10 protein-coding genes, 7 tRNA genes and 1 riboswitch are annotated in these 11,979 nt (G+C 28.1%); of the genes, 1 reads left to right on the top strand and 16 read right to left on the bottom strand.

The window, feature by feature from the left end; genetic code table 11:
• Positions 1–17: 17 nt before the first annotated feature.
• From recD2 to BGI42_RS02315, 10 genes are all read right to left on the bottom strand, one after another.
• Positions 18–2,237: an SF1B family DNA helicase RecD2 gene (recD2, locus tag BGI42_RS02360; RefSeq protein WP_069678779.1), complete on the bottom strand. Its 2,220-nt coding sequence runs from the start codon at positions 2,235–2,237 to the stop codon at positions 18–20.
• A 473-nt stretch (positions 2,238–2,710) separates the two neighbouring features.
• On the bottom strand, positions 2,711–3,886 hold the full coding sequence (gene metK, locus BGI42_RS02355) for a methionine adenosyltransferase (RefSeq protein ID WP_069678778.1): 1,176 nt from the start codon (positions 3,884–3,886) through the stop codon (positions 2,711–2,713).
• A gap of 306 nt (positions 3,887–4,192) precedes the next feature.
• A riboswitch (SAM riboswitch) is annotated at positions 4,193–4,299 on the bottom strand.
• A 183-nt stretch (positions 4,300–4,482) separates the two neighbouring features.
• A tRNA-Tyr gene (locus BGI42_RS02350) sits at positions 4,483–4,567 on the bottom strand.
• Between the two features lie 5 nt (positions 4,568–4,572).
• Positions 4,573–4,647, bottom strand: a tRNA-Thr gene (locus BGI42_RS02345).
• Positions 4,648–4,672: 25 nt separating this feature from the next.
• Positions 4,673–4,748: transfer RNA gene (locus BGI42_RS02340), tRNA-Val, on the bottom strand.
• A gap of 6 nt (positions 4,749–4,754) precedes the next feature.
• Positions 4,755–4,839 (bottom strand) — tRNA-Tyr (locus BGI42_RS02335).
• Positions 4,840–4,849: 10 nt separating this feature from the next.
• A tRNA-Thr gene (locus BGI42_RS02330) sits at positions 4,850–4,921 on the bottom strand.
• A gap of 24 nt (positions 4,922–4,945) precedes the next feature.
• Positions 4,946–5,021, bottom strand: a tRNA-Val gene (locus BGI42_RS02325).
• Positions 5,022–5,027: 6 nt separating this feature from the next.
• Positions 5,028–5,112 (bottom strand) — tRNA-Tyr (locus BGI42_RS02320).
• Positions 5,113–5,276: 164 nt separating this feature from the next.
• Complete coding sequence (locus tag BGI42_RS02315; protein WP_069678777.1) at positions 5,277–5,684, bottom strand: hypothetical protein; 408 nt, start codon at positions 5,682–5,684, stop codon at positions 5,277–5,279.
• 114 nt (positions 5,685–5,798) lie between these two features.
• Between BGI42_RS02315 and yyaC the strand changes: the two genes are divergently transcribed.
• Positions 5,799–6,320 (top strand): spore protease YyaC, encoded by a 522-nt coding sequence (yyaC, locus tag BGI42_RS02310; protein WP_069678776.1) that lies wholly within the window; start codon positions 5,799–5,801, stop codon positions 6,318–6,320.
• Positions 6,321–6,367: 47 nt separating this feature from the next.
• On the opposite strand, the gene mreB is transcribed toward yyaC, so the two are convergent.
• The 6 genes from mreB to BGI42_RS02280 form a co-directional block, all read right to left on the bottom strand.
• Positions 6,368–7,402: a rod shape-determining protein gene (mreB, locus tag BGI42_RS02305; protein WP_069678775.1), complete on the bottom strand. Its 1,035-nt coding sequence runs from the start codon at positions 7,400–7,402 to the stop codon at positions 6,368–6,370.
• Between the two features lie 79 nt (positions 7,403–7,481).
• Positions 7,482–7,736 (bottom strand): sporulation transcriptional regulator SpoIIID, encoded by a 255-nt coding sequence (gene spoIIID, locus BGI42_RS02300; protein WP_069678774.1) that lies wholly within the window; start codon positions 7,734–7,736, stop codon positions 7,482–7,484.
• Between the two features lie 90 nt (positions 7,737–7,826).
• Complete coding sequence (locus BGI42_RS02295) at positions 7,827–8,552, bottom strand: M23 family metallopeptidase (protein ID WP_069678773.1); 726 nt, start codon at positions 8,550–8,552, stop codon at positions 7,827–7,829.
• Positions 8,553–8,715: 163 nt separating this feature from the next.
• Positions 8,716–9,753 carry a stage II sporulation protein D gene (spoIID, locus tag BGI42_RS02290; RefSeq protein WP_069678772.1) on the bottom strand — a complete coding sequence of 346 codons (1,038 nt, stop codon included), beginning with the start codon at positions 9,751–9,753 and terminating at the stop codon, positions 8,716–8,718.
• Positions 9,754–9,988: 235 nt separating this feature from the next.
• Complete coding sequence (murA, locus tag BGI42_RS02285; RefSeq protein WP_069678771.1) at positions 9,989–11,251, bottom strand: UDP-N-acetylglucosamine 1-carboxyvinyltransferase; 1,263 nt, start codon at positions 11,249–11,251, stop codon at positions 9,989–9,991.
• A gap of 58 nt (positions 11,252–11,309) precedes the next feature.
• Positions 11,310–11,948 (bottom strand): hypothetical protein, encoded by a 639-nt coding sequence (locus BGI42_RS02280; protein WP_069678770.1) that lies wholly within the window; start codon positions 11,946–11,948, stop codon positions 11,310–11,312.
• Between the last annotated feature and the right edge of the window lie 31 nt (positions 11,949–11,979).

Here is an 11,979-nt window from a genome sequence, read left to right as displayed (position 1 = left end):
TAAATTATAATATTATGCTATTCTATGGCATTAATCATTATATCTTTAATTCTATATTTTAACCCTGAATATCTCTCCATTATATTCGTATTTCCTGTCATATAAATTAAAGCTTTTTTTACACCAACAACAACAACTAGTTCTTTTGCTCTAGTTATACCTGTATATAATAAATTTCTATTCATCAAAAAAGGACTTCCCATAAACACAGGTATTATTACTACTTTAAATTCACTTCCCTGACTTTTATGTATTGTAGTAGAATATGCTAAATCTAATTCATCTAGATACATAAAATCATATATAACTTTTCTTTCATCATCAAATATTATAGTTAGACTTTTATTTTCTTCATCTATACTTTGTATAAAGCCTAAATCTCCATTAAATACTCCAATTCCTTCATATTCTCCATCACCTTTAATTCTAATCCATTTTAGAGAATAGTTATTTTTAGTTTGCATTACTTTATCGCCTTCTCTAAAAACAATTTCTTTCATATTTTTTTCTTTTTTATCCTTTGATGAAGGATTGAATACATTTTGAAGATTTGTATTTAAGTTATTAACGCCCAGTATACCTTTTCTCATAGGAGTTAAAACTTGCATGTCTCTAAGCTTATCCCACTGCTTATTAAAATTAGGAAGTCTCCTATTTATTAAATCTATGATAACACTTACTGTTTTGTTTAAATTTTCTTCACTTATAAAGAAAAAATCTTTATCTTTTTTATTTAAAATAGGTAATTCACCTTGATTTATTCTATGAGCATTAGTTGTTATTAAACTTTCATTTCCTTGTCTGAATATCTCCTTTAATCTTACAACTTTAATATATTCACTCTCTATTAAATCTCTCAATACATTTCCTGCACCTACTGATGGTAACTGATCCACATCTCCTACTATAATTAATCTAGTACCAAGATTTATTGCTTTCAATAAGTTATTCATAAGCATTATATCTATCATTGAAGCTTCATCTATAATTATTACATCTGCATCCAATGGAGATGATTCACTCTTTCCAAATGCAGAATCCTCTTCTGATACACCTATTTCTAACAATCTGTGTATAGTTTTTGCTTCACGTCCAGTTGATTCTGTCATTCTCTTTGCAGCTCTCCCTGTTGGTGCACCTAGTATTACTTCCATTCCGTTCTTCTCGTATATATCAATTATACATTTAATTATGGTAGTTTTACCTGTACCTGGTCCCCCTGTTATTATTTCAATACCATTATTAAAGGCACCAAGTATTGCTTCTCTTTGGGATTCAGCAAACTTTATATCATATTCTTTTTCTAATATATTTATCTCAAAATCTAAATCTGAATTAATAGTTTGTATTGTTTGCATTCCTAATGTTATTATCTTATTTGTAACTCCTAATTCACAATAATAATATGGTAATAAATAAACAACTTCATCTTTATCAATTTTTTCTATTATTATATTTTTAGTAGCTGCTATTGAATACAAACATTCTTCAATTAATATTCTTTCAATTGATAAAAGTTTTTCACATTCCTCTAGCAATTTTTCTTTAGGCATATATGTATTTCCTAACGAACAAAATTGATTTATTACATGTTTTATACCACTTTTTATTCTAAATTCAGAATTATCACTTATCCCAAGATTCATTGCAATTCTATCTGCTGTTTTAAATCCAATTCCAGTTATTTCTTCTGATAATACGTATGGATTTTCCGAAACTACTTGATTAGATGATGGTCCAAATTTTTTATATATTTTCATACATTGATTATTACTTAATCCATACTTATGAAGATGTAATATAACTTCTTTTAATCCATTTTGCTCCATATAGGATTCATAGATTATCATAAATTTCTTTTTTCCTATACCTTCTATTTCCATTAATCTTTCTATATGATTTTCAAGTATATCTAAAGTTTGCTCGCCAAACTTGTTTATTATTTTTTTAGCTGTAACAGGTCCTATTCCATGTATTATTCCTGCACTTAAATATTTTTCTATTCCATCTAATGAATCTGGTAAAACTTCCTCAAATTCAGATATTTCAAACTGTCGGCCAAATTGCTTATGTACAATCCAATTTCCTTTTATCCTTGCACTCTGTCCTTCTTTTATAAAAGGAATTATTCCAACAGCATTAATAAGTCCTTTATCAATTCTAATTTTACAAACTACATAACCAGTTTCTTCACTTTTAAATACAATATTTTCAACAAAGCCATCTATGACCTCCATATAATCTCTCCAAATCATCAAAATAAATTTATTTTAAAATATATTTATATATACATGTGGCATATTAAAATAAATAAAAAGTCAAATATGTAATGAATATTCTATGAAATACAATGACTTAAGTTCTGCTAATAGCTGTACTATTAGTATGTTTCAAGGAAGAAATAGTTCACAAAATAAACTAGCATATTGATTAGTTATTTATTTGAATGTGCCTAAAATAAAGTAAGCTAATAACTATAACTTATAAATATTAAAAATATCACTATACATATACAAATATTTTTTAATTAATATTATACTATGAATAATATATTTATAAAAATTTAAATATATATTATTTATAGTATGGACATAATATTTTAAAAATAATATTATATATGTTTTAACTAAAGAACAAAAAACTTATTCTGCTATCTAATATATTAGGAGCAAAATAAGTTTTTATTAATTATCTAAAATTATATTAACTTTTAGATGTATTTTTTTATTTCTTCTACTTTATTTAATCTTTCCCATGGTAAATCAAGATCAGTTCTTCCAAAATGACCATAAGCAGCTGTTTGCTTAAATATAGGTTTTCTTAAATCTAAATCTCTTATTATAGCACCTGGTCTTAAATCAAATACTTTTTCTACAATTTCAACAACCTTATTTTCTGGCATTTTTCCTGTTCCAAAAGTATCAATTTCAATAGAAACTGGTTTTGCAACTCCTATAGCATAAGCTAATTGTATTTCTAATTTATCTGCAACACCTGCTGCAACTAAGTTTTTAGCTACCCATCTTGCTGCATAAGCTGCTGATCTATCAACCTTAGTTGAATCTTTTCCAGAGAATGCTCCACCACCGTGTCTTCCATATCCACCGTACGTATCAACTATTATTTTTCTTCCTGTTAATCCTGAATCTCCTTGTGGTCCACCTACAACGAATCTTCCAGTTGGATTTATAAAATATCTAGTTTCTGAATCTAATAATTCAGCTGGAACTACTGCATTTATTACATGTTCTTTTATATCTTTTTCTATTGTTTCTAATGACACTTCTTCGCCATGTTGAGTTGAAATAACTATCGTATCTATTCTTTTTGGTTTATTATTTTCATATTCAACAGTAACTTGTGTTTTTCCATCTGGTCTTAAATAACCTAAAGTACCATTCTTTCTTACCTCTGTAAGTCTTCTAGATAATTTATGAGCCATGTGGATAGGTAATGGCATATATGCTTCTGTTTCATTAGTAGCAAAACCAAACATCATACCTTGGTCCCCTGCACCTACTGCTTCTACATCATCTTTTTCACCTTTTCTAGATTCAAGAGCTTCATCAACTCCCATAGCTATATCTGATGATTGTTCATCTATTGTAGTCATAACTGCACAAGTATCACAGTCAAAACCATATTTAGCTCTATCATATCCTATTTCTCTAACTGTTTCTCTAACAACTTTTGGAATGTCAACATAACAATTAGTTGATATTTCTCCCATTACCATAACTAATCCTGTAGTAGTACATGTTTCACAAGCAACTCTTGCATTTGGATCTTTTTCTAAGATAGAATCTAAAATAGCATCGGAAATTTGGTCACACATTTTATCTGGATGCCCTTCTGTAACTGATTCTGATGTAAATAATCTTCTCATTTCTTTCTCCCTTCATTCTACTCTTTATCGTAATATTTTCTTAAATTCATACACAAAACTATAAATAATATAAAATTATTGAAAAATAACAAAATCGCAAACGACTGTTAATCATTGATTTTTTAGTCATTCATCATTTCCAAATCCAATTCAAAACTAATGATGCGACATATGATTATTTTTTTGATTTATTTCTTAATCTTCAAACAAAATATAATCTAAATTATCCACATATTATTTAGAAATATGAATTCCTAAATAACAAAAAAACTCTTCGATAAGAAGAGTACTAATTCAATAATCCTTTTCTTATCTTGTAGATTATGATTAATAAATCTACAGGAATTGGCACCTTGTGTAAACAGGTTGCCGGGTTTCATAGGGCCCTTTCCCTCCACCTCTCTCGATAAGAGTATATTAATTTAATTTTCATAGGTATTCTAGCATATCATATATACTTAGTCAACAATAATTTTTATTACTAAAATATTTTAATTTGTATTTAGAAGAAGATAATTAATTATAATTATTCTAATTTCTATTAATTAAAAATCTAATGTAAATAAAAAAAGAATAAACTAAAGTTTATTCTTTTTTGGTGGAGGAAGATGGATTCGAACCATCGAAACGAAACGTAACAGATTTACAGTCTGCCCCCTTTGGCCACTCGGGAATTCCTCCAGATTTGGAGCTGGCAATAGGAATCGAACCTACAACCTGCTGATTACAAGTCAGCTGCTCTACCGTTGAGCCATGCCAGCATAAATATTTATTTTTTTAAATTAATGGTGGGCACAACAGGGCTCGAACCTGTGACCCTCTGCTTGTAAGGCAGATGCTCTCCCAGCTGAGCTATGCGCCCATTAATTGGTGGAGGAAGATGGATTCGAACCATCGAAACGAAACGTAACAGATTTACAGTCTGCCCCCTTTGGCCACTCGGGAATTCCTCCAGATTTTTGAAGCTGGCAATAGGAATCGAACCTACAACCTGCTGATTACAAGTCAGCTGCTCTACCGTTGAGCCATGCCAGCATAAGTATTTATTTTTTAAATTAATGGTGGGCACAACAGGGCTCGAACCTGTGACCCTCTGCTTGTAAGGCAGATGCTCTCCCAGCTGAGCTATGCGCCCATTAATTGGTGGAGGAAGATGGATTCGAACCATCGAAACGAAACGTAACAGATTTACAGTCTGCCCCCTTTGGCCACTCGGGAATTCCTCCAAATACTTTTATTTTTTTATTTTGTTGAGCTGTTGCCAATCAACAATGACTAGTATATATTCAATTCAATCATATTTCAAGTCTTTTATATACCCATTTTTAGTAATTATATTTATATTTCTTTATATTACTTTAAAATACTTTTGTATACTATATAATTTATATTATTTATTTAAATATGAATCTAAGTAATTAATATCTATAATTTTAGAAAAAATATTTCTTAAATCTAAATAATCCTGAATTGATAATCTAGTTTTAAAAATTTTAAAAGCTTGTATTATCCCCTTATTCTCATCATCTAAATTAAATGCCTCTTCTATTTTTCCCATGTCGCTTGTTGATAATTTATCCATTATTATATTTAATTGTTTTTTATCCTCATCAGATATAACATCCATTATTATATTTTTATTAACTTTATATATAGATTTAGAGTATGATACTGCTTCTACACTATCATTATTTTTAATATTTACTAATTTTGTATCGTTAGGTTTCCAATAAAATATTAAGTAAATATTCATTAACAATGCAAAAATCATAAATATAATAGTTATAATTTTTTTCATTAATAAACGCCTCCCTTATTGTAATATTTTCCACAATTATTTTTTTTATACTTTAAATCACATTTTTTATTAAATCGCATCATATATATATGTTAAGAAGGGAGGGCTCTGCTTTTGACAAAACATAAAGTAAATTATAAGTCTTTAAATGCTTGTTTTAAAATATCTGAATCAATTAAAGATTATCTTAACAATGAAACAATAATAGTCTGTATCGGTACTGATAAATGTATTGGAGATTGTTTAGGTCCTTTAGTAGGATCACTTTTAAAAGATAAATCATTTCAATTACCTGTGTATGGTACACTTTCAAGTCCTATACATGCTTTAAATATAGATGATAAACTAAATGAAATATACAAAAAGCACCCTAATTGCCCTATTATAGGGATAGATGCATGCCTTGGTAGTAAAGATGCTATTGGAGAAATTCACACTAGAAATTATGCTATACATCCCGGAAAAGGAGTTGGTAAAGAATTGCCTGAGGTAGGTATAGCTTCAATCATAGGGATAGTTGATACTGTTGATAATTCCGAAGTATTTTCATCCTATAATATAAGGCTTTCCTTAGTTATGGATATGGCTAAATTGATATCAAATGCCTTAATTAATGCGTATAATTTGGTAAAATAAAATCATCCCAAAAACTTTTCTAAGTTTTGGGATGATTTTTAATTCTCTTATTCAATAAGAACTATCTCCTGGGAATTTAATTGATTATCTAATTTATCTAATTGTCCTAAAACAGCACCTGTTCCTTCTGCTACACATTCAATAGCATTTTCTGCTACAGTTACTTCTACACCTGTTCTAAACTCTATAAGCTTGTTAAGTCCGTATAACAGTGCTCCACCACCAGTCATTAATATACCCTTTTCTATAATATCTGCTGCTAATTCAGGTGGAGTTCTTTCTAAAACAGTTTTAACTACCTCAACTATTGACTCTACAGATTCCTCTAATGCTTCTCTAATTTCCTCTGTACTTATTTCTAATTCATCAGGTAATCCTGTTACTAGGTTTCTACCTTTCATCATAGCAGTTAAGCTTCTAGCACCTTTGAATGCTGATCCTATTTCTATTTTTAAATCTTCAGCTGTTTTTTCTCCAATCATTATCTTATATTTATTTCTTACATATTTTATAATTGCTTCCGTAAATTTATCTCCTGCAATTTTAATTGAAGATCTCTCAACTATACCTCCTAATGAAATAACAGCTATATCACAAGTTCCTCCACCTATATCTATAACCATATTTCCATTAGGTTTTGTTATGTCAATTCCAGCACCAATTGCTGCTGCTAAAGGTTCTTCAATTAAATGAACTGTTTTTGCTCCAGAATTTCTTGCAGCATCAATAACAGCTCTCTTTTCAACTTCTGTAGCTTGAGAAGGTACACAGACCATAACTTTAGGTGCTGTAATATTTCTCTTTCCGCACGCTTTCCTTATAAATTCTTTTAACATTCTTTCTGTTACATCATAATTTGAAATTACTCCATCTCTTAAAGGACGGACAGCAACTATATTTCCAGGCGTACGACCTATCATTTTCCTTGCTTCTTCACCAACAGCCAACAACTTATTGTTATTCTTATTTATGGCTACTACAGATGGCTCTTTTAATATTACACCCTTACCCTTTACATAAACTAGCACAGTAGCTGTACCTAAATCAATTCCAAGGTCTGTCCCAGTTCTCCAAAACCACATTAATCATTCACTCCTAAATCACATTTTATTACCATTAATAACATATTTCTACTAATTCTATATTATAACCCCATTATGTTTATCGTTCAATAGCTTTATATTTCATTTTTGTAGCTTTTCCACCTCTAATATGACGTTCAGCTTTATTTAATTCCAATATTGTATGTGTTTGTTCTGCTATCATAGGATTTATCTTTGGAAGTCTTTCTGTCATATCTTTATGAATAGTACTCTTACTGACTCCAAAAACTTTTGCAGTTTTTCTTATTGTGGCTTTTGAATCTATAATATATTTTGCGACCTCTAATACTCTTTCTTCTATATAATCTTTCAACGTATTCAACCTCCTTAAAATAATATTTTTAGGATAACTCAATATCTAATTATTGAATTATCCTTATAGTAAAATTCATCAATTAAACTTTTATTTAAGCTTAAAATATTTTTCTGGATTAACTTGTTCTCCATTTGCATTAATCACTTGTAAATTTAAATATTCACCAAATGCTTCTTTATCATATAATTTAGCCGTATTTCCAACCTTAGCAATTACTTGATTAGCTTTAACTTTATCTCCAACTTTTACAGAAACATTTTTATCAAGATTTCCATACCTTGTCTTTAATCCATTTGCATGTTTAATTTCTACAACAGTTCCTTCTTCAACACCTAAATTTTCTACAAGATCAACAACACCGTCAGCTGCTGCCTTAACATCTGTTCCAATTTTAGAGCTTATATTAATTCCTCTTATAGTTCTGTATAAATTTTCTTCTACTTTTACTGGAGCAGGATAGGTATACTTTCTACTTATAGTTCCATCTATTGGATTTAATAAACTAATAGTTGTTGATGCAACACTTTTAGTAGTTTCTTTAGAAGTTGTTGCATTATTTCCTTTCTTCTTTTCTTTTACAGTATTCTCCACTCTCTCCGCATTTGGAATTTCATTTGTAACACTTTTATCATTAATGTTCAAAGTTAGTTCTTTTTCTGGTTGTTGAACCTTTGCAACTTCATGTTTATTGTTTATTCGCTTATAAGAAACAGTTCCTATAGCTGCTACTATACATAGGCATAGAAACAAAGCAATATAAAAGCTCTCCTTTCTTAATAAGTTTCTAAACTTTTGTCTAATTTTTTTGTCCATATTAACACCTCCTTTTTTCATTATTTCCCTTTTGTAGAAATTAATACATAAATAAAATTTTTTATATATAATTTTTTATATAAAAACAAGCCATATTGTTTATGTTTAACAACATGGCTTGTTTTTATAATTAATTTCTTAGTATTTTATAATTAATTTGATACTATTTATATTCTATATTTCTTATATCAACTCCAGTATAATAATGTCTTAATATTTCATCATATTTTTTTCCTTCTTTAGCCATAGCATTAGCTCCCCATTGGCTCATTCCAACACCATGACCATATCCAGTACAGTTTATTTTTATTTTCCCATCTTTTATCATCCAATTAAAATTTGTAGAATTAAGATTAAATAAAGTTCTAAATTCAGTTCCTTTTATCGTTTTATCACAAATTTTTAATGCCTTTACTGCTCCACTATCTGTATATGATTCTATATTCATAGATGAATTTATATTATTTTTTGATAAATCTATTTTAGGATATTTTTGTTTTAATTTTTTTATAAATTCACTCATCTTAAATTCTACAGTACTTTTGTATTTAGGTGCTTCCTCTTCCCCTCTACTATCTGTTGATTTTAAATATGGTACATCATTTGAAAATACGTCTTTAGCACTTTCAGTTTTTCCTGAACTAATAGCAAAAAATTGAGGATATTCTAATACTTTACCATCGTATGTAAGTACTTGTCCTTCTGTATCCTTAACTGCTTTTTTTATTTTTTCCCAATTATTATTTCTATCTTTTTTGCTCCATTTATCCATTCTTTCACTCTTGTCCATATATACTTGACAATGGGTTGTATCACATATTTCTCCTCCATTATTTTCAGCTTGTTTGCAAGGATTATTAACCTTGTTAATATAATAAGTTCTGGCTGCAACAGCTTGAGCTTTTAATGCTTCTTCATCAAAATTTGCTGGCATCTCACTAGCCACAACTCCAATAATATATTCTTCTATATCTATCTCATCAACTCTATTTTTATCTTTTCTATATAACTTAACCTTTTTATCTTTAGGTAGTTCTATTTTAAATGTTTTATTTACCATACTTTTGCCAATATTAAAAGGTTTAAATATATTAAAATTATGATTTAAAAAAAATACTGGGGATAATAATAATATTACAAATATTATTATTGTTACTAATATAGTTAATCTTATATCCTTATTAATTTTACTTCTTTTCATATTATATCTCATCCCCCTTACATCTAAATATATGCTTTAATTCATAAATTATGTTGAATAATTAAATATATTAAAAAAGTAGATACGCCACGCTTTTCAGTTAAGAGTAGATAATTGAGATTTAAGAGTTTTGATTGATTTGCTTTAACTTAAATTTTATCAGTCTTTCAATTTTTGAAGATTCTATAATTTCTTACACATAAATAAAGGGTAAGATTTCAATCTCACCCTTTATTTATACATTAATTCTATAAATTTCAGCACCAAGATTTCTAAATTTTTCTTCTATATTAACATAACCTCTATCTATATGATATATATCACTTATTTCAGTTTCTCCTTCTGCAGCTAATCCCGCTAAAATCATTGCAGCACCCGCTCTTAAATCAGTAGCTTTTACCTTAGCACCTGTTAATTTAGATACTCCCTCAATTATAGCAGTCCTACCATCAATTTTTATATTTGCACCCATTCTTACTAATTCTGTAACATGCATAAATCTATTTTCAAATATAGTTTCAGTTATAATGCTAATTCCATTAGTCAAACATAGTAAACTCATTATTTGAGATTGCATATCCGTTGGAAATCCCGGATAAGGTAATGTCTTTATATCAACTGCCTTCTTTTTTTCTCTTCCATCTACTATAATAGATTGATTTCCTACTTTTTCAAATTTAAGTCCACATTCTTTTAATTTTTCTATAACCGGCCTTAAATGCTCTTCATTTATACCGTTAATTTTTATAATACTATTTGTTATTGCTGCCGCTATCATAAAAGTTCCTGCTTCAATTCTATCATATATAGGAGTATATTTTATACCTTTTAGCTCTTTGACTCCATGTATTGTTATTTTTCCTCTTCCTGCTCCTTCTATATTAGCTCCCATACTATTTAAAAACTTTGCCAAATCTTCTATTTCAGGTTCTTCTGCAGCATTTTCTATTATTGTGGTTCCATTTGCTAATACTGAGGCTGTTAAAATATTTTCTGTTGCACCAACTGATGGAAAGTCTAAATATATCCTGTTTCCTGTTAATTTGTTAGCTTTAACTTCTACAAAACCATGACCTATATTAACATCAGCACCAAGTGCCTTAAAACCTTTTAAATGTAAATCTATAGGTCTGCTTCCAATATTACAACCACCAGGCAATGATAATTTACAATATCCAAATCTTGATAACATAGGACCCATTATCAAAAAAGATGCTCTCATTTTTCTAATAAGATCTGTGCTAGCATCAACAGGATTCAAATTACTGGTATTAATTGTCAAATCATTATTTACCTTAGAAAAATTAACATTACAATTTAATTGAGATAATAATGTGCAAATAACTTCTACATCTTCTAATATTGGAGTATTAGTTATAGTAATATCTTGTGGACATAATATAGTTGCTGCAATTATAGGTAAAACTGAATTCTTAGCACAGCTTATATTAACTTCACCATCTAGCTTTTTTACACCTTTAACTATTATTTTTTCCATATTATCCTCCATAATTAATTGTTAAACAGTTAAAGTAAATTAATTTATTTTAACTGTACTAGTATGTTGTAAATATTATAGGTGTTCCAATAATTATATGAGATTTATCGTTATATCTAACTAGTGCAAAATTCATTTTCCTACCTAATTTTGAATTACCAGTTCCTGTATAACCATTATTAATATTCAATACATTTAAATCCTCTAAAGATTTTAATTCTCTAAAATCTTCTAAAGATTTACTATTATCTATCATTCCCTTATAATATAGAAATATCTGTATATCTTTTATATCTGTTTTTTTTATGTTCTCTACTAATTCTTCCAAATGTTTTGTATTATATTCAGAATTTATATTTATTAAAGTAATTTCAACATATGTGTAATCTTTTATATTCCATAGATTAACCCAAGCATTAATTTTTTCATTAGAAATTTTAAAACTCTTATCATCAACATTAGTATATTTCCCATTTAATCTACTAATTAAATATTGTTTTAAAAATAAATGTTCTTTTTCAATACTTTTTTTAGTTTTAAATTGCAATTTAATTCCATTTTCTTCAAATTTACTTTCATTAGTAATGTTCTTTTCTAAATTATAAAAATAATCATTACTAATTTCTTTAGCTGAAATAGATGAGATATTAAAAATTAAAAATAATATAAGAAAAAATAAACAGTATTTAAACTTCATACTTATACCCCCTGTTCACTTTTATAATTAT

The organism is Clostridium taeniosporum (assembly GCF_001735765.2).
GTDB lineage: Bacteria > Bacillota > Clostridia > Clostridiales > Clostridiaceae > Clostridium > Clostridium taeniosporum.
The sequence above is the reverse complement of the archived record's forward strand: the minus strand, read 5'-3'. Positions and strand labels throughout refer to the sequence as shown.